General features: G+C 45.5%; 18 protein-coding genes and 1 tRNA gene. 13 read left to right on the forward strand and 6 right to left on the reverse strand.

Annotation, left to right across the window (positions count from 1 at the left end):
* The first annotated feature begins 10 nt into the window (after positions 1 to 10).
* Positions 11 to 937 (forward strand): PfkB family carbohydrate kinase, encoded by a 927-nt coding sequence (locus DN53_RS07545; RefSeq protein WP_129653779.1) that lies wholly within the window; start codon positions 11 to 13, stop codon positions 935 to 937.
* 44 nt (positions 938 to 981) lie between these two features.
* Positions 982 to 2,880: an amidophosphoribosyltransferase gene (locus DN53_RS07550; protein ID WP_129653780.1), complete on the forward strand. Its 1,899-nt coding sequence runs from the start codon at positions 982 to 984 to the stop codon at positions 2,878 to 2,880.
* A 671-nt stretch (positions 2,881 to 3,551) separates the two neighbouring features.
* Here DN53_RS07550 and DN53_RS07555 read toward each other — a convergent pair.
* Entirely contained in the window at positions 3,552 to 4,160 is a 609-nt protein-coding gene (locus DN53_RS07555; protein ID WP_129653781.1) for a superoxide dismutase, read from the reverse strand.
* 119 nt (positions 4,161 to 4,279) lie between these two features.
* Here DN53_RS07555 and DN53_RS07560 point away from each other — a divergent pair, with 119 nt between their 5' ends.
* The 4 genes from DN53_RS07560 to DN53_RS07575 all read left to right on the forward strand — a co-directional run bounded on the left by DN53_RS07560 (position 4,280) and on the right by DN53_RS07575 (position 12,873).
* Positions 4,280 to 7,396 carry a UvrD-helicase domain-containing protein gene (locus tag DN53_RS07560; protein WP_129653782.1) on the forward strand — a complete coding sequence of 1,039 codons (3,117 nt, stop codon included), beginning with the start codon at positions 4,280 to 4,282 and terminating at the stop codon, positions 7,394 to 7,396.
* A 10-nt stretch (positions 7,397 to 7,406) separates the two neighbouring features.
* On the forward strand, positions 7,407 to 8,600 hold the full coding sequence (kbl, locus tag DN53_RS07565; protein WP_129653783.1) for a glycine C-acetyltransferase: 1,194 nt from the start codon (positions 7,407 to 7,409) through the stop codon (positions 8,598 to 8,600).
* A 114-nt stretch (positions 8,601 to 8,714) separates the two neighbouring features.
* The gene (locus DN53_RS07570; RefSeq protein WP_129653784.1) at positions 8,715 to 10,073 is read left to right on the forward strand and encodes an OmpA family protein; all 1,359 of its coding nucleotides are present in this window, start codon (positions 8,715 to 8,717) and stop codon (positions 10,071 to 10,073) included.
* A 70-nt stretch (positions 10,074 to 10,143) separates the two neighbouring features.
* Complete coding sequence (locus DN53_RS07575) at positions 10,144 to 12,873, forward strand: PD-(D/E)XK nuclease family protein (RefSeq protein ID WP_129653785.1); 2,730 nt, start codon at positions 10,144 to 10,146, stop codon at positions 12,871 to 12,873.
* Here DN53_RS07575 and DN53_RS07580 read toward each other — a convergent pair whose 3' ends face one another.
* On the reverse strand, positions 12,874 to 13,584 hold the full coding sequence (locus tag DN53_RS07580) for an SDR family oxidoreductase (protein WP_129653786.1): 711 nt from the start codon (positions 13,582 to 13,584) through the stop codon (positions 12,874 to 12,876).
* Positions 13,585 to 13,810: 226 nt separating this feature from the next.
* On the opposite strand from DN53_RS07580, the gene DN53_RS07585 reads away from it, so the two are divergent.
* From DN53_RS07585 to DN53_RS07595, 3 genes are read left to right on the forward strand one after another with little or no spacing between them, the layout of a single operon-like run.
* Positions 13,811 to 14,935 carry a Fic family protein gene (locus DN53_RS07585; RefSeq protein ID WP_129653787.1) on the forward strand — a complete coding sequence of 375 codons (1,125 nt, stop codon included), beginning with the start codon at positions 13,811 to 13,813 and terminating at the stop codon, positions 14,933 to 14,935.
* A 41-nt stretch (positions 14,936 to 14,976) separates the two neighbouring features.
* Positions 14,977 to 15,846: a HEPN domain-containing protein gene (locus tag DN53_RS07590; protein WP_207211098.1), complete on the forward strand. Its 870-nt coding sequence runs from the start codon at positions 14,977 to 14,979 to the stop codon at positions 15,844 to 15,846.
* On the forward strand, positions 15,815 to 16,237 hold the full coding sequence (locus DN53_RS07595) for a hypothetical protein (protein ID WP_129653788.1): 423 nt from the start codon (positions 15,815 to 15,817) through the stop codon (positions 16,235 to 16,237). The genes DN53_RS07590 and DN53_RS07595 overlap by 32 nt, the downstream gene beginning before the upstream one ends.
* An 82-nt stretch (positions 16,238 to 16,319) precedes the next feature.
* Here the strand turns inward: DN53_RS07595 and DN53_RS07600 are convergent.
* Both DN53_RS07600 and DN53_RS07605 read right to left on the reverse strand, forming a co-directional pair.
* Positions 16,320 to 16,393, reverse strand: a tRNA-Ala gene (locus DN53_RS07600).
* Between the two features lie 56 nt (positions 16,394 to 16,449).
* Entirely contained in the window at positions 16,450 to 17,247 is a 798-nt protein-coding gene (locus DN53_RS07605) for a universal stress protein (RefSeq protein ID WP_129653789.1), read from the reverse strand.
* Between the two features lie 54 nt (positions 17,248 to 17,301).
* Between DN53_RS07605 and DN53_RS07610 the strand changes: the two genes are divergently transcribed.
* The 4 genes from DN53_RS07610 (at position 17,302) to DN53_RS07625 (ending at position 20,875) form a co-directional block, all read left to right on the forward strand.
* Positions 17,302 to 17,802, forward strand: a complete 501-nt coding sequence (locus DN53_RS07610; RefSeq protein ID WP_129653790.1) for a GNAT family N-acetyltransferase — start codon at positions 17,302 to 17,304, stop codon at positions 17,800 to 17,802.
* A gap of 11 nt (positions 17,803 to 17,813) precedes the next feature.
* Positions 17,814 to 19,148 (forward strand): MATE family efflux transporter, encoded by a 1,335-nt coding sequence (locus tag DN53_RS07615; protein ID WP_129653791.1) that lies wholly within the window; start codon positions 17,814 to 17,816, stop codon positions 19,146 to 19,148.
* 94 nt (positions 19,149 to 19,242) lie between these two features.
* Positions 19,243 to 20,010 carry an enoyl-CoA hydratase/isomerase family protein gene (locus DN53_RS07620; protein ID WP_129653792.1) on the forward strand — a complete coding sequence of 256 codons (768 nt, stop codon included), beginning with the start codon at positions 19,243 to 19,245 and terminating at the stop codon, positions 20,008 to 20,010.
* 97 nt (positions 20,011 to 20,107) lie between these two features.
* Positions 20,108 to 20,875 (forward strand): UDP-2,3-diacylglucosamine diphosphatase, encoded by a 768-nt coding sequence (locus tag DN53_RS07625; protein WP_129653793.1) that lies wholly within the window; start codon positions 20,108 to 20,110, stop codon positions 20,873 to 20,875.
* On the opposite strand, the gene DN53_RS07630 is transcribed toward DN53_RS07625, so the two are convergent.
* Together DN53_RS07630 and recJ are read right to left on the reverse strand one after the other, a co-directional pair.
* Entirely contained in the window at positions 20,872 to 22,128 is a 1,257-nt protein-coding gene (locus tag DN53_RS07630; protein WP_129653794.1) for an MFS transporter, read from the reverse strand. The genes DN53_RS07625 and DN53_RS07630 overlap by 4 nt on opposite strands.
* A gap of 6 nt (positions 22,129 to 22,134) precedes the next feature.
* The gene (recJ, locus tag DN53_RS07635; RefSeq protein WP_129653795.1) at positions 22,135 to 23,823 is read right to left on the reverse strand and encodes a single-stranded-DNA-specific exonuclease RecJ; all 1,689 of its coding nucleotides are present in this window, start codon (positions 23,821 to 23,823) and stop codon (positions 22,135 to 22,137) included.
* Position 23,824: the final 1 nt, after the last annotated feature.

Below are 23,824 nucleotides of genomic sequence, written 5' to 3' on the forward strand. Positions count from 1 at the left end.
AATTCACTGGATGGGCAAATTACTGATTGTTGGAAGTGTGGCCTTTGATGCTATTGAGACCCCGTTTGGAAAAACGGGCAGGATTTTGGGAGGCGCCGCACCTTTTATTGGATTGGCCGCATCACAGTTCAACGTGGACGCTGCCATAGTTTCGGTGGTTGGGGACGATTTCCCTCAAACCTATCTGGATTTGCTCAAGGATCGTGACATCGATATTTCAGCCATAGAGGTGGTACAGGGAGGCAAGACCTTTTACTGGGAGGGCCGATACCACAACGACCTCAATTCAAGGGATACCTTGGTCACTGAACTCAACACCTTAGGCACCTTCAGCCCAGTTGTTCCCGAAAATTTCAAGAATGCCGATGTGGTCATGTTGGGTAATTTACACCCCAGCACCCAATTGAGTGTAATTAATCAGATGCAAGAACGACCAAAACTTATAGTTCTGGACACCATGAATTTTTGGATGGACAACACTTGGGATGAGTTGATGGAAGTTGTTTCACAAATTGATGTGATCACCATAAATGATGAAGAGGCAAGACAGATGACCAATGAGTATTCATTGGTAAAGGCTGCTGCCAAGATTCAGGAAATGGGACCTAAATATGTGGTTATCAAAAAAGGGGAGCACGGCGCACTGTTGTTTCATAAGGAAGATATTTTCTTTGCCCCCGCATTACCTTTGGAGGAAGTTTTTGACCCCACCGGGGCCGGGGATACCTTTGCAGGTGGTTTTTCAGGATATTTGGCCCAAACCGGGAACATCTCTTTTGAAAACATGAAGAACGCCATCATCCAAGGATCCAATCTGGCTTCGTTTTGTGTGGAGCGTTTTGGAACGGAACGGATGGCAAAACTGGAGAAACATGAGGTAGATGCCCGGTTGATGCAGTTTAAGGAATTGACACAGTTCAATATTGAATTAACATAAATACCCGCCCTGAAAGTTTTTCGGGGCTTTTTATTTGGTTTATTATGAGTGATGCCATTAAGCACGAATGCGGAATATCACTGATCCGCTTGCTTAAACCTCTGGAGTACTACAAGGAAAAGTACGGTACAGCCTTTTACGGAGTAAACAAAATGTACTTAATGATGGAGAAGCAGCACAACCGGGGGCAGGATGGCGCCGGTTTTGCGAGCATAAAGCTGGACATGAAAGCTGGGGAACGCTACATGAGTCGGGTACGATCCGCGCAACAGCAGCCCATACAGGATATCTTTGAGCAGATCAATTCCCGTATCAATACCGCCTTCGCTGAACATCCTGAATACGAAAATGACGTACAGCTTCAAAAACAGCATATCCCCTACATTGGTGAGTTGCTTATGGGGCACGTACGCTATGGCACTTTTGGGAAAAATAGCATAGAGAGTGTACATCCCTTTTTGCGGCAGAACAACTGGATGCACCGAAACCTTATTGTGGCCGGGAACTTTAACCTGACCAATGTTGACGAACTCTTTGGCAACTTGGTGGAATTGGGGCAGCATCCCAAGGAAATGGCGGATACGGTCACCGTAATGGAAAAAATCGGTCACTTTTTGGATGATGCCGTGGCCAAGCTCTACAAACAGATCAAAAAAGAAGGGTATAGCAAACGGGAAGCTTCCCCATTGATCGCAGAGCGATTGAACGTGGCCAAAATATTGCGAAAAGCATCCAAAAACTGGGATGGGGGATATACCATGGGCGGATTATTGGGCCATGGGGATGCCTTTGTGGTGCGTGATCCCGCAGGTATACGCCCTGCCTACTACTACAAGGACGATGAGATTGTTGTAGTGGCCTCGGAACGTCCAGTGATCCAAACCGTTTTCAACGTATCCTATGATGATGTGCACGAGTTAAATCCCGGACATGCCATCATTGTAAAAAAAGGAGGCACGGTTGATCTCAAAGAAATCTTGGAACCCACCGAACGTAAGGCCTGCTCTTTTGAACGCATCTATTTTTCAAGAGGAAGCGACAAGGAAATTTATCAAGAACGAAAGATGTTGGGGAAACTCGTATTTCCACAAATCCTTAAATCCATTGATGATGATCTGACCAACACGGTCTTTTCTTATATTCCCAATACAGCCGAGACCTCTTTCTTTGGAATGGTAAAGGAAGCGCAGAGCTACCTCAACAAGAAAAAAGAACAACAAATCCTTGCTTTGGGCCCCAATATAACAGGAGAGGAACTTCATGAAATTTTGGATGTGCGTCCACGTATTGAAAAAGTGGCCATCAAGGATGCCAAGCTACGGACCTTTATCACCCAAGACAGTAGCCGGGATGATCTTGTGGCCCACGTTTATGATATTTCCTATGGCTCGGTCAAGATAAATGACAACCTGGTCATCATAGACGATAGTATCGTTAGGGGAACTACCTTAAAGCGCAGTATCCTAAAAATCTTGGACCGACTTTCTCCCAAAAAAATCATTGTGGTCTCCTCCGCACCGCAGATACGTTATCCGGATTGTTATGGTATTGACATGGCCAAATTGGAGGATTTTGTGGCCTTTAAAGCTGCCTTGGCCCTGCATCAAGACCATGGCACCATGGACAAGGTGAAAGAAATTTATGAAAAGTGCTTGACCCAGACCAAGAACAAGGACAAGGATGTGGTCAACTACGTCAAGGAATTTTATGCGCCCTTCACCAATGAGCAGGTTTCGAAAAAGATTGCCGAAATCCTCAGTCCAGAGGGTATAAAGGCAGAAGTGGACATTATTTACCAAACCGTGGAAAACTTACATGAGGCCTGTCCCAAGAATTTGGGTGATTGGTATTTTACCGGGGATTACCCCACTCCAGGAGGAAACAGGGTAGTGAACAGGGCCTTTATCAATTTCTACGAAGGGAAAAACGAACGTGCCTATTGACCTATTGGTTTGGAAGCCCTACCTAGCTATGCATTTCATCGATGAAATGAGTAGATTAGCGGGTTTTTATACGATAGGCAAGCTGCAAACCTACTTTAGTGTTGCCATAGCATAAGTAGGTTAAGTTCATGGTAAGATTTGGGGCAAAAAAGGTGGAAATCATTCCACCTTTTTTATTTTCCATCTATCCCAAATCAGAAAAAATCCACCTTAATTTCTTGACATTTATCAATCCAGCACCCCTGTTGTACACTTTAACCAATTAAAGTGGGTTTCATCTAAAAGCTTGTTGACCAAAAGACCCCTTGGCGTACATTTGGAGGACCATAGCATAAGTAGGTTAAGTTCATGGTAAGATTTGGGGAAAGAAGGCGGAGCATGCTCCGCCTTCTTTATGTTTGACAACCAAGGATTTATCCATTTTATCGACGAACTGCACATTTTCTTTTTTCCGATAAAAACAAAAATTTAGCCAAAACCCTTTGTTATTTTACACAATACCAGTATTTTAGTCTCGCCATAGCATAAGTAGGTTAAGTTTATGGTAAGATTTGGGACGAAAACGGCAGGAGCTTTCCTGCCGTTTTCTATTTACACTGTTCATCAAAGTTCATTCAATAAAAAAACCGCACAAAATGCGCGGCTTTCCCATATATATTATGAATGCGGTCTTATTTTCCCGCTTCGTAATTTTTGGATACTTTGTCCCAATTGATCACATTAAAGAATGCCGAGATATAATCGGGCCTTCTGTTTTGGTAGTTCAAGTAGTAGGCATGCTCCCATACATCCAATCCTAAAATGGGCTGTCCGTCACAACCTGTTCCGGGCATAATGGGGTTGTCCTGGTTAGGGGTGGAGCATACTTCCAGTTTCCCACCTTTGTGCACACACAACCAAGCCCATCCAGATCCAAAGCGGGTTGCCGCTGCAGCAGCAAACTTTTCCTTAAACCCATCAAACGATCCAAAAGCAGCATCGATGGCAGCAGCCAAATCGCCACTAGGGGCGCCACCACCATTGGGAGACATTACTTCCCAGAAAAGGGAGTGGTTGTAAAATCCTCCTCCGTTGTTCCGTACCGCACCGTTGTTCATATCCAAATTGGTAAGGATGTCCTCGATTCCCTTGCCTTCCAAATCTGTTCCCGCAATGGCGTTGTTCAAATTGTTGGTGTAGCCGTTGTGGTGCTTGGTATGGTGGATCTCCATGGTCCTAGCATCTATATGGGGTTCCAATGCATCGTATGCATACGGTAATTTTGGTAATTCAAAAGCCATAATTCTTTGTTTTTGTGTTAGTACTTAATTCATGTAAAAATAAGGGTTTTAACAAACATATTCATTTAAAACCATGTTAAGTTCAGATCGATAATCCGTATTTTGCAATAAAAGTTTTCTTGGGCGACACCAACTTTAAAATATATAGTGCTTCGGCAGGTTCGGGCAAGACCTATGCCCTGACCAAGGAATACTTGAAGCTCTTGTTGGCCAACGATTCCCCTGCCAAGTTCAGGCAGATTTTGGCCATTACCTTTACCAATAAGGCTGTGGATGAAATGAAGACCCGAATCTTGGACAACCTGTTCGCCTTTGGTCAGGAAACCATCCCGAAAAAACAGCAATCCCTTTTCCATACTCTATGCCAAGAACTGGCATTAAGCGAAATGGAATTACGGCAACGCTCACAAAGGGCACTAAAGCGAATCCTGCACAACTATTCCTTTTTTGAGATTTCCACCATTGACAAGTTCAACCATAAGATCATAAAGACCTTTGCGCGCGATCTGCACCTGTCCCAAAATTTTGAGGTGGAGCTGGATATTGAACTACTCTTGGAAGAAGCCGTGGGTCGTTTGTTGGAACGCGCCGGCAGCGATGAAGAACTCACCGAAGTGCTCATTGCCTTTTCCCTTGAAAAAATTGATGACGACAAAAGTTGGAACATTGCCTACGATCTTTTGGAAATTGGGAAACTACTCTTCCAAGAAAACCATGCCATACATGTGGATCCATTGCGTTCCAAATCCATTGGTGATTTCAAGGAAATTCAAAAAAAGCTTGCAGAATGCGTGGCTCTTATGGAGGCCAAAATTGTTGAGTTGGCCGAAAAAGCACTTCAAGAAATAGACCGCCAAGGTTTTGATGCTTCAGATTTCCCCAGACAGACCTTGCCCAACCATTTTAAAAAAATGGTGGGAGGGGAATTCGACCCAAAAAAAATCTATACGAGCAAAACTCTGGAACCCAATCTGGTTGAGGGAAAGATTTTAAAAGCCAGCGACAAAAGGGATGTTTCGGAACTGTCCATGACGCTTCTCAACACTTTTTTGACCCTCAAACAACAGACCTATCACAGGGCTTATCTCAAGAACATTTATGGCAACATGGTTCCCTTGACCTTGCTCAACGAGATTGCCAAGGAAATCAGAAATATTGAGCTGGACCGGGACATCATCCCCATTTCATCCCTCAATGCCATTCTGTCCAAGGAAATCAAGGATCAGCCCGTTCCCTTCATCTATGAACGGATGGGTGAAAAATACCGCCACTACTTTATTGATGAGTTTCAGGACACCTCCCAGATGCAGTGGGAGAATCTGGTTCCCCTCATTGGCAATGCCTTGGAAAGTGAAGACGAAAAAAACCAGCGAGGCTCCCTTTTCTTGGTGGGCGATGTTAAACAGGCCATTTACCGTTGGCGGGGCGGACGGGCCGAACAATTTTTGGATCTTTTGAATGGCACAGCAAAACCCTTTGTGGTAGAACCCAGTATCCATTCGTTGGACACCAACTGGCGGAGCTGTGACGAAATTGTCCAGTTCAACAATCGTTTTTTTACCACTGTGGCCCCGGTCCTCCAAAACGATGCGTACAGAAATCTCTTTTTGCAGGACAGCCATCAAAAAACCAATAACCGACCAGGCGGTTTTGTACAGCTGTCGTTTTTGGAAAACGGCATTGAAAATAGAGAAGAGGCCTACTGCGCCAAGACCTTTGAGACCATCCAACACCTAATTTCCGAAGGATATCCCTATTCGGATATCTGCATCTTGGTGCGCGACAACAAAAACGGAATGCTGTTGGCCGATTTTCTGACCCAGAACCACGTGCCCATCATCTCTTCAGATGCCCTACTGCTCAACAACAACAACAAGGTCACTTTCCTAATGGCCCTGTTGCGGATGATGCAAAATCCCCAGGACCGGGAAGCGGCTTATATGGCATTGCTGTTTTTGGCAAAGGATGAAACGGACAAACATGAGATCATCGCAAAGCATCTGGACTGCGCAATAACCTATCTGTTGGACCACTATGGTTTTGATATGGAAGGATTACGGGGAGAATCCGTATTTACCATCCTGGAAAATGCCATTGTACAGTTTGAGCTCGCCCATGATTCCACCGCTTACCTTACCTTTTTAATGGATGAGGCCTTGTTGGTTGAGAAACGAATGGGGTCTAGTATCCATTCCTTTTTGCAGTACTGGGAGCAGAAAAAGAATTCCCTGTCCATTGCCGCTCCGGACAATGTGAACGCCGTACGGATCATGACCATCCACAAAGCCAAGGGGCTGGAGTTCCCCTTTGTAATCTTTCCCTTTGCCAATGCTAAACTGAACAAGATGGGTAAGAAGTCTTGGGTCCCAGCGACCGCCTCTGAAATGGAACTTGGGTTGAACGAATTTCTCATCAACACCAACAAGGACATGCTGGAATACAATGAGGAATCGGCACAAATTTATTCGGATGAGGAACAAAAGTCCATTTTGGATGCCATGAACGTTCTGTACGTAGCCCTTACCAGGCCCGTGAAAGGTTTATATGTTTTCACTGAAGCTGGAAAGGAACTGGGTTCCTTGGAAAGCGTTTCTACCTATGCGGACCTTTTCCAATGGTATCTTCATGATCAGGGTATTCCAAAGAATGAAACGGGGCAGTATACGTTTGGTACCTTCCCCGAGAACGACAGTGCTGCCATACCACCAAAAACCGAAGCCCCCATTGCCTATGTTACACGGCCCAAGAATGATCAAGGCTTTGTGATCTCAACCACTTCGGGTCGTTTATGGGACGACGATGGGCGTTTAGAGGCCATTGAAATGGGAAATCTTATCCATTATGCATTAAGCCAGATACATACTGCCGAAGACATTCCCCAAGTGGTGGAGAAGCTTCGATTGGCGGGACACTTTCAAAAAGACGCATCTGGGGAAATTCAACAAAAATTGATGGATGTAGTAACGCATCCCGATCTAAAGACTTACTTTTCCAACGCATTTGAAATTTTGAACGAACAGGAAGTCCTGACCACGAATGGTTGGTCTCTACGACCGGATCGTATTGTTGTTTCGAATGGTAGCGCAACGGTCCTTGATTACAAGACAGGGAAGCCTTCACCGTCACACAAAGAACAGATCATCCAATATGCAGATGCCCTTAACGCAATGGGCTACAAAATTGAACATACGATTATTGTTTATATTGATCAAAAAATAAACCCCATTTACATTTAATCATACAGTCATGTACGGAAACATAAAAGAACACTTGGCCCAAGAACTGGAAACCATAAAAGAAGCTGGGCTGTTTAAAAAGGAACGTATTATCACTTCGGCCCAAGGAGCTGTCATTAAAATTTCCACAGGGCAGGAGGTCATAAACTTTTGCGCCAACAATTATTTGGGCCTTTCTTCCCACCCCGATGTGATCCAAGCCGCAAAGGATGCCATGGACACCCATGGATTTGGAATGTCGTCCGTACGGTTCATCTGCGGCACTCAGGACATTCATAAGGAGTTGGAACAAAAAATCGCAGATTTTTATGGCACGGAGGACACCATATTATATGCCGCTGCGTTTGATGCCAATGGAGGGGTGTTTGAACCTTTGCTCACCGCAGAGGATGCCATCATATCCGATTCCCTCAACCATGCTTCCATTATAGACGGTGTACGTCTTTGCAAAGCCAAACGGTACCGCTATGCCAATAGTGATATGGCAGACCTGGAGCAACAATTAAAGCAAAGCATCGAGGATGGTGCCCGATTCAAGATCATTGTCACAGACGGGGTTTTTTCCATGGATGGCCTTTTGGCGCCTTTGGACAACATATGTGATTTGGCCGATAAGTACGATGCCATGGTGATGATAGATGAGTGCCATGCGGCCGGTTTCATTGGGGAAACAGGCAGGGGAACCTTGGAGGAAAAAGGGGTCATGGACCGTATCGATATCATTACTGGAACCTTGGGCAAGGCGCTTGGTGGGGCCATGGGCGGCTACACCACCGGAAAGAAAGAAATCATTGAAATGTTGCGCCAACGCTCTAGACCTTATTTGTTCTCCAACTCTTTGGCACCTGCCATAGTAGGGGCGTCCATCAAGGTTTTTGATATGTTGGACAAGGATACATCCCTTAGGGACAAGCTTCAAGACAATACGGAATATTTCAAAAAAGGAATGAAAGCAGCAGGCTTTGATATCATAGATGGAGATTCAGCCATTGTGCCCGTTATGCTATACGACGCCAAACTTTCCCAAAAAATGGCCGATATGCTCCTAGAAGAGGGTATTTATGTGATTGGCTTTTTCTACCCAGTGGTTCCCAAGGAAAAGGCAAGGATCAGGGTGCAGCTTTCCGCAGCCCATGAAAAGCATCATTTGGATAGTGCCATAAACGCATTCATCAAGGTTGGCAAGGCTTTAAAAATCGTTTAACGGTACAAAAAGTTCCATGTAATGCGTTAAAAAAAAAGAAAAATTGATTTTGTTAATAGTTCTTAACAACTTACATTTGCAGCTGATAAACACTTAAACTTAAAAATTTTGAGCATGAAACATCTTAGCAAATTATTGGTTGTTGCCCTTGTGTTTGTAGGGATTAACAACATACAAGCGCAAGACGAGAATAATCCATGGCAGATCAGCTTTGGAGTAAATGCTATCGACGCTTATCCAACCAATGACGAAAATAACCCATTCTCAAGTACTACTTTGTTTGATCAGTACTTTAACGTTTCAGACCACTGGAACATTTTGCCTTCCGTTTCCTATGTAGGAGTATCCAAGTACATCGGTGATGGTTTCTCTATTGGTGCACGTGGTTCCTTGAACAGAATCGAGAAAATCGGTGATGTATCTGTTGATGACCTTTCTCACTACGCTGTGGACGGTACCATTAAGTACAACTTCCTAAAAAATACTACAATCGATCCTTTTGCTGAGATTGGTGGTGGTTATACTTGGGTTGATGAAATCGGTGCCGGTACTGTTAACGGTGGTATTGGTCTTAACATCTGGTTCTCTGAGAACATCGGTCTTACTTTGCAGACGCAATACAAGCACGCTTTCGAAGATTACTTGGTAAAGCACTTCCAACACATGGCAGGTCTTAGCATCAAATTTGGTGGTACTGACACTGACGGTGATGGTATCTATGACAAAGACGATGCTTGTCCAGAAGTAGCTGGTTTGGAAGCTTTCAACGGTTGTCCTGATTCTGACGGTGACGGTATCGAAGATTCCAAAGATGCTTGTCCTAACGAAGCTGGTTCCAAAGAAATGAACGGATGTCCTGATTCTGACGGTGACGGTGTTGCCGATAAAGACGATGCTTGTCCCAGCACTCCTGGTCTTCCTGCTCTAGCTGGATGTCCTGATGCTGATGGTGACGGTATTGCCGACAAAGATGATGCTTGTCCTAACGAAGCTGGTCCTGCTGCCAACAAAGGATGCCCATGGCCTGATACTGACGGTGACGGTGTACTTGACAAAGACGATCAATGTCCTGAAATCGCTGGTACTGTAGCTAACAACGGTTGTCCAGAAGTAACTGAAGAAGTTCAGAAGCAATTGAACGACTACGCTAGAACTATCTTGTTCGATACTGGTAAATCTTCCATCAAAGCAGAGTCTACTTCTGTAATGGTTGACATCATCCAAATCTTGAACGAGTATCCTAACGCTAAGTTTACTGTTGAAGGTCACACTGACAGCGTAGGTAGCGAGAAATTGAACCAAGAGCTTTCTGAGAAAAGAGCTAACTCTGTTCGTGACTTCTTGATCGACAAAGGAATCTCTTCTTCTAGATTGACTGCTATCGGTTACGGTGAGGCTAAGCCTATCGCCACTAACAACACAAGAGCTGGTAGAGCACAAAACAGACGAGTTGAGATCAACTTGGTAAAATAATGAAATAGAAACTCAGTTTTCTTTTCGAAAAGGCTCTCGATAATTCGGGAGCCTTTTTTATTTTTAGTCCATGTATCAAAGTTTTCTGGAACACGTATTGGACCGTTTGCAAGAGAAGGAAATCAATCCTTCCCAATGTACCTTTGTACTCCCAAGTAAACGATCGGGGACTTTTTTAAAAAAGTTCATTTCCAAAAGGCTGCAGCAAAACACCTTCGCCCCAAAGATTTTTTCCATTCAGGATTTTATCGCGGACATTTCCGGAATGGACAAGGCTCCAAACCTAGAGCTACTCCTGACTCTCTTTGAAGTTTACCAAAAGTCCAACCTGGAAGAACATGATGACTTTCCCACCTTTATGAAATGGGGACAAGTGCTCTTACAGGATTTTGATGAAATAGATGGGTACCTAATTCCACCCAAGGATATCCTCAACTGTCTGTCCGCCATCAAGGAGCTCAACCACTGGTCCCTACAAAAAGAGAAAACCGAGCTCGTTAAAAACTATCTACAACTGTGGAATAATTTGGAGTCTCTTTATAATGGCTTTACCAAAACCTTGTTGGAACAGAAACGAGGCTACCAAGGACTCATGTCCAGAATTGCCGTTGACCATCTGGAGGCCTATGGGAACCAAACCAAGAACCATCCAATCGTTTTTGTGGGCTTCAACGCCCTGAACAATGGAGAATCCACCATTGTCCAATATTTTTTGGAGCAAGGAAACGGACTCATTTTTTGGGATATTGACACCCATTTCTTGAACGACCCTATCCATGATGCCGGACTTTTCATCAGAAAATACCAACGGGAGTGGCCCTATTACAAGAATAAAGGCACCATAGAAGCACAGGATCATTTCCTCGCTACCAAAAGAATCGAAATAACCGGGGTTCCAAAAAGTATCTCACAGACCAAATATGTGGGACAGTTGTTGCAGAATTTAAACGATAGCAAGGAAATCGATCTCGCAAAGACCGCCGTGGTACTGGCCGATGAGACTTTGCTCACACCCATGCTCAAGGCCGTGCCTGCCTCTATTGAAAGCACCAACATTACCATGGGCCTACCGCTGGACAAAACCGTGCTCCACTCCTTTTACCTGAGTTTTTTGGACCTAAGTAGCACCGCTTCGGAACGGGGATGGCTCTATAAAAATGTTTTGGAATTCCTCTCCAACCCCTACACTTCAGTATTGGCCAAAGACCAACCATTGGATTTTGCTAAGGTAATCTCCAACGACATCAAACAGAACAATTGGCTGTACTTGGATTCAACCACCTTATCCAACTACTCCGATACATCCAAAATCCTAAAGATTATTTTCCCCGGCACGAGCATTTCCCCATCCCAGTGGGTAGATTACTGTCTTTTGCTCACCCTGCGCTTAAAAGCGCTGTTCCAAAAAGAGGAAAATGCGCTGGAACTGGAGCAACTATACCGCTTTTACACGCTCTTCAACCAATTGAAGCAGCACTTGGACAAATTGGGTCATATTAAGGAACTCCGGTCCATAAAAAGTCTGTTCAGACAGTTGGCCAACATGGAAAACCTGGATTTTGTGGGCGAACCGTTGACAGGCCTGCAGATCATGGGGATGCTGGAAAGTCGAAACCTGGATTATGAAACCGTCATCATTACCTCGGTCAATGAGGGAATCCTACCTTCCGGGAAATCCAACAATTCCTTTGTTCCCTTCGATGTAAAACGCGACTACGGCCTTCCTACCTACAAGGAAAAAGACGCCATTTACACCTACCACTTCTACCGACTCATCCAACGCGCCAAAAACGTGTTCGTCATCTACAACACCGAACCCGACGTCTTGGAGGGTGGAGAAAAAAGTAGACTGGTCTCGCAATTGCTCACCGACAAGGACGTGGCCCCTTTCGTGACCCATACCATCAGCACGCCACAGACCCAGATCACGGCAGAAACCCTCTTGCAGATCACCAAGGGCGAACAACTCCGCAGGGATATCGTGGCTTTTGCCGAAAACGGTTTTTCCCCCACCTCCCTGACCAATTACATTAGAAATCCCATCGACTTTTACACCCGTAATATTTTAAAGATCAACGATGTGGAGGAAGTGGAGGAGAACATCGCCGCCAACACCTTCGGGACCATTGTGCACGACAGTCTGGAGGACCTCTACCAACCTTTATTGGGGCAAGTGCTCACCAAGGAGAACGTATCCACAGTAAAACCTCAGATTGCCCAAACGGTGCAGCAACATTTCAATAAAAACCTATCAGGGGTCGATGTTTCCAAAGGAAAATATCTTCTAGTCTACAACGTCATCGTAAAATATCTGGAAAACTTCATCGGTTTGGAACTGCAACAGCTCCAGCGGCATGAGGTAAAGCTCCTAGCCCTTGAAGAACGATACGAGTGCCAACTGGACATTCCCGGTCTGGACTTCCCCATAAAATTGAAGGGCACCTTGGATCGCGTGGACCAAATAGACGGCATTACCCGGGTGGTGGATTACAAGACCGGAAAGGTGGAACCCAAAAACGTAAAGATTACGGATTGGGAGGAACTCATCACCAATTACGACAAGAGCAAGGCATTCCAATTGCTGTGCTACGCCCTGCTGTACACCAAAAAACACGGGGAACAGCCCCTGCACGCAGGCATCTATTCCTTTAAAAACCTGGGACAGGGATTTTTCCCCTTTACCGAGGACAAAAACCCCTTGATCGATGCCAAGGTACTGGAAACATTTACAAGCTATCTGGAACAACTCATCAAGGAAATCTGCTCCACACAGACCCCGCTGACCGAAAAGCCCGTCTAATTACTTCAGATCGGGGCGGGTGGGCCGCACCTCTATCTTGCTGGGCAGTGTTCGTGGATGCATGGTGAGTAGATCTACCACCAATTTCCCAATATCTTCCGGTTGGATCTTCCAAGCGTCCTTTTCCGAGGGTTCATGGTCGTTGAAATGACTCGCCACCGACCCCGGCATGATCGTGGTCACCTTGATGTTGTACTGTCTCAAATCCAACATGGCGGCCTGCGTAAAGCCCACTACGCCAAATTTGGTGGCATTGTAGCCCGCTGCCGTGGCAAAAAAGTTGGTCCCGGCCAAACTGGCCAAGGTCATGTAATAGCCTTCGGACTCTTTTAAGGCCTCCACTGAAGCTTTTAAAGTGTGGAACACTCCACTTAGATTGGTGTCGATCATACGGTGCCAATCCTTGTCCGAAAGTTGGTCTATTGGGGCAAAGATTCCCACCCCGGCATTGGCCATGACCACATCCAATCGTCCCCAAGCGGCCAGAATTTGATCCACGGCCTGTTTCTCGTCCTCCAATTTGGAGACATCGGAGACCAGACCCAGCACACGTCCGCCGTCGCCTAGGTTCTTTACGGCCCAATCCACCCCTTCTTGGCTTCTACCACTAACGGCCACCTTCATGCCCTGTTCCAACAAACTTTCGGCAATGCCGTATCCTATTCCTTTGGTGCCTCCCGTGATGTAGGCCACTTTTCCTTCTAAGTCCATATTGATTTTTTGAGAATTAAAGTTCGGGAAAAGATCTGGGCAAAAGAAAAAGACCGTGTGAAAAAGAGGTTAAACTTCTTTTTTGGAAAAATGAAAACCCCTGTTTCATAGACTTTAAAAAGACATTTCCTTTTTTAAGAAAATCCTTGATGTTTTAAAAACCGTCTTCTCTTATTTAAATTTTCACTAATTTTCTTAAATTAGCTGTAGGGTTAGTAAAAAGGCCATGAAAAATTTTAAAGCAGGTAATTATATTAATCAAAGAACTTTCAAGAGCTTCATTCCCGAAGAGATAAACAGGGATTGGACGCTGGATGATATGGAGGTCATAGAACTATTGAGCCAAGCGGACAGGCAATTGGGTAGACTTGACATGTACTCCGAGCATACCCCAAACCTAGATCTGTTCATTTCCATGCATGTTTTGAAGGAGGCCACCAAATCCAGCAAAATTGAAGGCACCAAGACCAATATCGAAGAAGCACTACAAGACAGGGAGGAACTAGAGGAAGAACAGCGCGATGACTGGGAAGAGGTCCAAAACTATATCAGCGCCTTGAAATCGGCAATTAAATCCTTGGACGAATTACCCTTATCATCGCGACTCATAAAAATGGCACACAAAGTCCTTCTCAAAGGTGTTCGAGGAAAACACAAAATCCCCGGACAGTTCAGAACAAGCCAAAATTGGATTGGAGGAGCCTCAATTTCAGACGCCACCTTCATTCCCCCACCTCACCAAGAAGTACCCCGTTTAATGGGTGATCTTGAAAAATTTTCCCATAATACAGAAATTAGATTGCCCCATTTATTGAAAATAGCACTTATCCATTATCAGTTTGAAACCATTCACCCTTTTTTGGATGGTAATGGAAGAGTTGGCCGTCTTTTAATAACGCTTTACCTAGTGGAGCAAGGAATATTGAAGAAACCCATTCTTTATCTTTCCGATTTTCTTGAACGAAACCGACAATTATACTATGACAACCTTATGAAGGTCAGGAACGCAGATGATATTAGACAATGGTTCAAATTTTTTCTGGTGGGCATAATTGAAACTGCAAAAGGAAGTATTACCACTTTGGACAACATCATGAAACTGCAAAAAGATGTGGATGCCAAAATCCAAGGTTTGGGTGCCCGGGCCAGTAATGCCCGAAAAGTCATCAATCAACTTTATATAAAGCCCTTGACCAATGCTCAGAAGGTCGCTGACCAGACCCAACTCTCCCTACCATCAGCTTACAAATTGGTGGATGAACTAGAAAAGCTGGGCATTTTAAAAGAGATTACAGGAGCCAAGAGAGGAAAACAATATTGGTTCGATGAATACATCAACTTGTTCAGATAGCCCCCCAACCCCCACACCAAATAATTTCTTACTTTGCGTAGGTGAACAAATCTTTAAACCATCTACCCAAGACCAAGCAAGATGAGCTGGGCCGCCTCACCACCCTGCTCTCCGCCTTTAAAGAGGTGGAAATGGTACTGCTCTTTGGCAGCTACGCTCGCGGCAACTGGGTAGAGGACACCTATGTGGAAAAGGGCATCACCTACGAATACCGCAGCGATTATGACCTGCTGGTGGTCTTGACCCACGAAGATCTGCAACAAAAGTTCCGGATAGAGGACAAGGTAAAGGCCGAGCTTACCGGCACGGGCCACGTGCGCACTCCCGTGAACCTCATCTTCCATGGCATAAAACACCTGAACCAGGCCCTGCGACTGGGCAATTACTTTTTTAAGGACATTAAAAAAGAGGGCATTGTACTGTACGACTCGGAAAAGTGCAAACTGGCCACGCCCAAACTCCTTACCCCCCAAGAAAGCCAACAAAAGGCACAGGACCATTTTGACCAGTGGTTTACGAGTGCGAATGATTTTCTAGAAACTTTTCAGTTTGATTTTGGCAGAAACAAACTGCATCAAGCTGCATTTTTGCTCCATCAGGCCACGGAGCGTTACTACACCACCATATTATTGGTGTTCACGGACTACCGCCCCAAGGATCACAATCTGGAGACCTTGGGCATTAAAGTGGAAATGTGCGACAAGCGTTTTGCGGTCTTCCCCATCCAGACCGAGGAAGAAAAGCGGCTCTTTGAGCTGTTGAAGCGCGCCTATATAGATGCCCGCTATAAAATGGAGGAGTACCACATCACCAAAGGTGATCTGGAGTATTTGTCGGCCCGCGTGGCAGAGCTACAACAATTGACTGAGGAAATCTGCCTTGAAAAAATTAAGGAGATTGGGGAGGGGTGAAAGTGATATTTTAAGGTATATGCTATTCTGGAAAACTGAAAATAGAATTGCTCCAAAACGAGATTTTCACTCGAAAATTAGGGATTACTACATTGGTGTTTCCAACAACCAAGTTCCGGTTGAATTATTGAATGAAATCATCGCGAGGGTAACTGACAACATTTATAGCGATTACAAACGATTCTGGAAGCAGTATCCAAAATCAAGGAAAAGATATTCAACCTTAAAGATGGAGGATGTTGAGCAGCATTCGATTAATTTTTTGATAACAGATTTTTTAGAAAAGAAAAAAGTCATTGGGATTAGGAATCTCTCAAAGATTCTATTCAAAATGAATGATGAGGAATATGATAAATATTTAGATCATAAGAATTGGTATGAAACTAAATAAAATCCCCGCTGCCGCAAGATTCCATCTTGTGGCAAACAACTCCATAAAAAAAGCACCCCGGTGGAGTGCTTTCGCTTGATCGTGGAGAATACCGGATTCGAACCGGTGACCTCTTGCCTGCCAGGCAAGCGCTCTAGCCAACTGAGCTAATCCCCCAAAGAGAGCGCAAAGGAAATACTTTTTTCCGAAACTATCAAAAATAGTGCGCCTGCTTAGTCTTTTTTAACGCTGAGCACCAATACGGGGATGGGTACAAAGAACTCGGACTTTCTAATGGTGTTCTTTTCCCACAGTTTTTTAAAGAACCCGCGTTTTCTTCGGAACACGCAAAGCATGTCCGGATGTTCGTTCCTAAAATGCTCCGTTACCCCCAGATAGGTGGTGGCGTTTTCGGTAATGGTCAACTGCTTGCTCAGGTCCATAAGGGCGGTGTTCACCTTAAGGTCGTCCTCTGAATACCCAGGGCGTTTTACCAACAACAGGCTCACCTCTGCCCTGAATTTGTTCTTTATGGTCACCAAGGGGCTCAAAATGCTGCTGCGTTTCAAGATTCCGGACCCAAAGGCCGTCAAAACCTTCTTGATGGGCTTGAACTCGGTGCCCTTGGGCACGATCAAAGTGGGGATATCGGTCTGTTTAATGATCCTCCCCGAAGTGTTCCCCAGGTAAAGCTCCTCCATAATGTCGTTGCTCCGTGGTGCTATAATGATCAGGTCTATGCCCAACTCCTTGTTTATGCTGTTCAGGCCATCCACAATATCACCATTGTATGTGGCCATCTTGATCTCCACACCTTTGGTGTCCACTTGGTCGATCACCTCCTTTAAATGCTCTTTGCCACTCTGCGAAACCTTCTCTTCCACATTGGCCAAGCTCCCGATCCCAGTGGCCACGTGAAACACATCCATGACAAAGATCTTGGCACCAAAGTTCGATGCAAAGTCTACGGCATACTGCAAGGTTTGTGAAGAATCCGGTGATGTTCCAATGGGTACAAGAATGTTGTTCATTTATTTGGCTGTTATGATTTAACCCTAAATTTACAATTAAATTGAAATGAATCCATGATACGGCATGCAAAGATATCTGAAATTGACCATATCCTGACCATTACCAAGGCCTGTGCCCTAAAAATGCAGTCCAATGGTATTTTTCAATGGAACGAGCACTATCCCAACAAGGCCGCTTTTATCAATGACCTTGACCGAAACGAGCTCTATGTGAAGGAGCACGAAGGTAACGTTGTGGGGGCCATTGTGGTTTCCACCTATATGGATGAGGAGTATGTGCCCATTGAATGGCTCACCCCCAATGGAAACAGTACCTACATCCACCGACTTTGTGTGGACCCAAGCTGTCAGGGCAAGGGCTTTGCACAAGAACTTATGGATTTTGCCGAGGAACATTCCAAAACACAGGGGTTTGCATCGGTGCGGTTGGATACGTTCTCGCAAAACAAACGGAACCAGCATTTTTACGAGCAACGGGGGTACCAAAAGTTGGGCGATATCTTCTTTCCCAAACAAAGTGGGCATCCTTTTCATTGTTATGAATTAGTGCTGTAACTTGCAGCGTCTTGAGCACGCAGATCAATTTTAAAAGCATTAACCAACTGGCGGTTCCCGCCACCATTTCGGGCATTGCGGAACCCATTCTTTCCATAACGGATACCGCCATTGTGGGCAATATCCCCGTTGATGGGTTGGAGTCCTTGGCCGCAGCCGGGATTGTGGGGTCATTTTTGTCCATGCTCATTTGGGTGCTGGGCCAAACCCGAAGCTCCATTTCTGCAATCATCTCCCAATATCTGGGTGCCGGTAGGTTGGACGAGGTGAAACATCTGCCCGCACAGGCCATCTTTTTCAATATTTTGTTGAGCATCGTGGTGCTGTTGTCCACCGTTTTTATCATTGAGGATATTTTTAGCCTTTTCAATGCCACCGGAAAAATTTTGCAGTATTGCATTTCTTACTATTCCATTAGGGTCTGGGGCTTTCCGCTTACCCTGTTCACCTTTGCCATTTTTGGCATTTTTAGGGGGTTGCAGAACACTTTTTACCCCATGGTGATTGCCTTGATCGGTGCCGTGCTCAACATTGGTCTCGATTTTTTGTTGGTCTATGGAGTGGACGGCTACATCCCCGCCCTCTATCTGGATGGGGCCGCTTGGGCCAGTTTGATATCACAGGCCATTATGGCCCTGATTGCGTTTGTCCTTTTGTTGAAAAAGACCCACATCAGCCTTAGACTGGTACTCCCGCTGAACAAGGAACTCACCCGATTGGTCTTCATGAGCCTGAACCTTTTTGTGCGGGCCTTGGCACTGAATGCTGCATTGATCATCGCGGTTAGGGAAGCCACCGCCCTTGGCGATAGGTATATTGGGGCACACACCATTGCCATAAACCTGTGGCTCTTCGCCGCCTTTTTTATTGATGGATATGGCGCCGCCGGAAACAGCATGGGCGGAAAATTGCTGGGCGCCAAAAACTATGATGGTTTGTGGGAACTTGCCAAGAAAATTATTTTTTATGGACTGACGGTAAGCGTGGTCCTTATGCTGATAGGTTTTCTGTTCTACAGGCCCATTGGGCACCTTTTTTCCAACGAGATTGTGGTTCTGGAAACCTTTTATGGCATTTTTTATATCGTTATCCTAGGGCTGCCCATGAACACTTTGGCTTTTGTTTTTGATGGGCTTTTTAAAGGTCTGGGTGAAATGAAATATTTGCGGAATGTGCTGCTCTCGGCCACCTTTTTGGGCTTTATTCCGGCGCTATATCTTGGAAAATACCTCGGATGGGGATTCCATGCCATTTGGATCGCCTTTGTAGTATGGATGATGATCAGAGGATTTGCCTTGATTTGGAAATTCAGGCAAAAATTCAGGCCCTTGGTGCAAAACGTTTAATTTAGTGATTGAAAAGTTCAAGTTCAAGTTCAAACACAAATAACTGATAACTGATAACTGATAATTGATAATTGATAATTGATAATTGAAGATAATGCCCACAGACAGACCCAACGGAAGCCTATATACCAAGATCGATAACGGTGTTGCAACGGTCGAATTTGGCCATCCTGCCAGCAATTCCTTTGTTTCTGAACTTTTGGAGCGATTGACCAAGGAGTTTGACAAACTTTCCGGGAATGATTCGGTTTCATTGATTGTCCTTAAATCGGAAGGGGAGCGTGCTTTTTGTGCCGGTGCTTCCTTTGACGAACTGGTGGCCATTTCCAATTTGGAAGAAGGGAAGGCTTTTTTCAGTGGCTTTGCCAACGTGATCAATGCCATGCGCAAATGCCCCAAGCCCATCATCGGGAGGGTACAAGGAAAAACGGTTGGCGGAGGTGTAGGGTTGGCTGCTGCATGCGACTATGTATATGCCACGGTGGATGCCGCCATTAAATTATCGGAGATTTCCATCGGTATCGGACCCTTTGTCATTGCCCCGGCCGTGGAACGAAAAATGGGAAAGGCGGCCCTGGCCGAACTCAGTTTTAACCCTACCGAATGGAAAAATGCCTATTGGGCCATGGAAAAAGGGTTGTTTGCCAAGGTGTTCGACTCCATTTCGGAAATGGATAAAGAGTTGGACTTCCATATCCAGAAATTGGCAACCTATAATCCCAGTGCCTTGGCCGAAATGAAACGCATACTTTGGGAAGGAACCGGACATTGGGACGACTTATTGGCGGAACGCGCCGAAATTTCAGGAAAATTGGCCCTTTCCCCCGATACCAAAACAGCTTTGGAAAAATTCAAAAAATAAATATATCATGAGAAGTGTATTCCCCATATTGGTTCTGTTCGTCGTAGTGGTCTACGTGGTCAACAGATTCCGAAACAACAGGAAGTTCAAAAGATAGATGAAGAACATCAGTCTACCCAAAAACAAGAAGGTCTATTTCGCCAGCGACAACCATCTTGGGGCACCTACCCGAAAGGACAGCCTGCCCCGGGAAAAAAAGTTCGTGGCCTGGCTGGATTCCATCAAGCATGACGCCCATACCATTTTTTTGATGGGCGATCTTTTTGATTTTTGGTTTGAGTATAAAACCGTTGTGCCCAAAGGGTTTACCCGAACGCTTGGGAAACTCGCCGAACTCTCGGACATGGGCATCCAGATTACCTATTTTGTGGGCAACCATGATCTGTGGATGAACGGCTATTTTGAAGAGGAACTCAACATTCCCGTCTATCACAAACCCCAACAATACCTCATCAACGACACTTCGTTCTTTATTGGCCATGGTGATGGCCTGGGTCCTCATGACAAAGGGTTCAAACGGATGAAGAAAGTGTTTACAAATCCCGTTGCCAAATGGTTCTTCAAATGGTTGCACCCTGATCTGGGTGTTCGCTTGGGACAGCATCTTTCTGTGAACAACAAGGTGATTTCAGGTGATGCCGATGCCACTTTTTTGGGTGAGGACAAGGAATGGCTCATTCTTTATGCCAAACGAAAATTGGAACAGCAACACTATGACCATTTCATTTTTGGACATAGGCACCTTCCCATGGAAATCAAGCTCAACGAAAAATCGACCTATACCAATCTAGGGGATTGGATTTCGTATTTTACCTATGCTGTTTTTGATGGGGAAAGACTCACTCTGGAAAAGCTGGAAGGCTAGTCCTTTTCATGCTCATCAATGTCTTTTTGAAGGTCCAGTCTCCTAAACGTAGGGGAAACCAAGGCAGTGGTTCCTGCTGTCAATAAGGTCATGCACCCTCCAAACACCACAGCGGTCACGGTACCTAGAAGTTTGGCAGCCAAGCCACTTTCAAAAGCGCCCAGCTCATTGGACGATCCCACAAAAATGGAATTCACCGAAGCCACCCTGCCCCGCATGTTGTCCGGAGTCTTCAATTGTAGAATGGTCTGGCGTATGATCATGGAAACCCCGTCCACGGCACCACTCAAAAACAACGCCACCACGGACAGCCAAAAGAATTCCGAGACTCCAAACACGATGATACACACCCCAAAGGCAAATACCGCCCACAGGAGTTTTTTCCCTGCTTGTCTATGCAACGGAAAACGCGTGGACCCCAACATGGTCAAGGACGCGCCTACCGCAGGGGCGGCACGCAAAATACCAAAGCCCTCGGAACCCACATGCAAGATATCCTGGGCATAGATGGGCAAAAGTGCCACCGCCCCACCAAACAATACTGCGATCATATCCAGGGTCAAGGCGCCAAAAATGGCCTTGTTCCCAAAGACAAATTTGAGTCCATCCTTTAAGCTCTGCATCACAGGCTCTCCAATTTTTGGGTTGAGAATAGGTTTCTTGGGAATTTGAAACAAGAACAAAAGTGCTATCAGGGAAAACATAAAAATGACACACATGGACCAATGCACCCCTATCCAACTGATGGAAAATCCCGCCAAAGCAGGCCCTAAAACAGAGGCCAACTGCCAAGTGGAACTACTCCAGGTAGCAGCATTGGGATAGATTTTCTTGGGAACTATCAGGGCAATCAATGAAAAAATGGTAGGTCCCAAAAACGACCGTACCAATCCGCCCATGAACACCAACGCGTAAATCGAGTACAGAATCTGCTTGGACGACCAAGAATCCTCAAGGCCGGGCCAACTCAATAGAAACAGGCCCAAACTGATTACGGAAAAACCGATGATGCAGGTCACCAAAAGGTTTCTTTTTTCCCGCTGATCCACCACATGCCCCGCAAACAGAGCCATCCCAACGGCGGGTATCACTTCCATCAGCCCAATGATTCCCAAAGAAAGGGGGTCTTTGGTCAAGGAATACACTTGCCATTCGATAACGATGAACTGCATGGACCAAGCAAAGACCATGGCAAATCTGACCAGCAAAAATATGTTGAACTCCTTATAACGAAGCGCAGCGTAGGGATCCATAAATGTCTAGCGAATGTCTCTTAGTTTCAATTGAAGGCTCACCGTTCCGTTCCATTCATTTTCATCCAGCGAAAATACGGCATCAAAAGGTTTTTTATCCTTGATTTGGTTCAATTTATTTCCAAGGTTGAAGCCTATGGCTCCAATGGGAGGTGAGTCGTTTTGGGTCAAAGAAGCTTTCAAATGTTTTTCCCCTTCGCCGACGCCCTTGGCATAGCCTGTGTCTTGTATGCCTTCGGCCATAAAAACCGGGGTCATGTTGCCCGGGCCAAAAGGGGCAAATTGTTTTAGGATGCGCATCAGTTTTGGGGAGATATCACCCAATTCAATCATGGCATCAATACTCAATTCCGGGTTGAGCATGGCAGGGTCTATACTCTCTGCCACCACTTTTTCGAAGCGGTCTTTAAAGGTTGGGTACTTTTCTTCCAAAAGGGTCAGGCCTGCGGCGTATTTATGCCCGCCAAACTGCTCCAAACAGTCTACGCAGCCTTCCAATGCATTGTAAATATCGAACCCTTTCACAGATCGGGCCGATGCAGCCAATTTATCCCCACTTTTGGTGAAGACCAAGGTGGGTCGGTAATAGGTTTCGGTAAGTCTGGAAGCCACAATACCTATGACACCCTTATGCCAATTTTCATTGTATACCACGGAGGTGAATCGATTCTCTTCCGCGTTTTCTTGAATCTGCAGCAAAGCTTCCTCAGTAATCTCTTGGTCCAAACTCCTTCGCTCAGTATTAAAGGATTCTATCTCTCCAGCAAACTTTTGGGCTATGTTGAAATCCGTCTCGGTCAATAGTTCCACGGCGTGCTGCCCATGTTTCATCCGACCTGCGGCGTTGATCCGCGGCGCAATGATGAACACCACATCAGTAATGGTCAAGGTTGTTTTCCTGACCTGATCAATGATGGCCTTGATGCCCATTCGTGGGTTGGAGTTAATTACTTGAAGTCCAAAATGAGCCAATACCCTGTTTTCTCCTGTAATCTGGACAATATCTGCCGCTATGGCCGTTGCGGCCAAATCCAGATATGGGATAAGGTCTTCCACGGTTTTCCCTTGCCGGGAGCCCAAAGCCTGAATCAACTTAAAGCCCACTCCGCATCCACAGAGCTCTTTGTAAGGATAGTTGCAATCGTCCTGTTTTGGGTCGAGAATGGCTATGGCATCTGGAAGAGAATTCCCCGGTCTGTGGTGATCACAGATGATAAAGTCGATACCTTTTTCCTTGGCATACTGCACCTGTTCAATGGCTTTTACCCCGCAATCCAAGGCAATTATGAGTGAAATGTCATTGTCCTCAGCAAAATCGATTCCCTGCAAGGACACGCCATACCCCTCCAAATACCGATCGGGGATATAGGTGGCCACATTGGGGTAACTTTCCAATAGGAAGGAGTTCATCAGGGCCACGGCGGTTGTTCCGTCCACATCATAATCGCCATACACCAAAATATTCTCTTGGTTGGCCATGGCCAACTCAATACGGGCCACCGCCTTATCCATATCTTTCATCAAAAAAGGGTCGTGCAGATGGGACAATTTCGGACGGAAAAAGTGTTTGGCCTCCCCGTAATTCGTAATCCCCCTTTGAATCAGTAAATGGGAAACCAGAGGGTCAACATTCAGCTCATGGGAGAGCTGTTGTATAGCTTCTTCGGTAGGTTTTGGTTTTATGGTCCAACGCATA

The organism is Flagellimonas olearia (genome assembly GCF_004150225.1).
GTDB lineage: Bacteria > Bacteroidota > Bacteroidia > Flavobacteriales > Flavobacteriaceae > Flagellimonas > Flagellimonas olearia.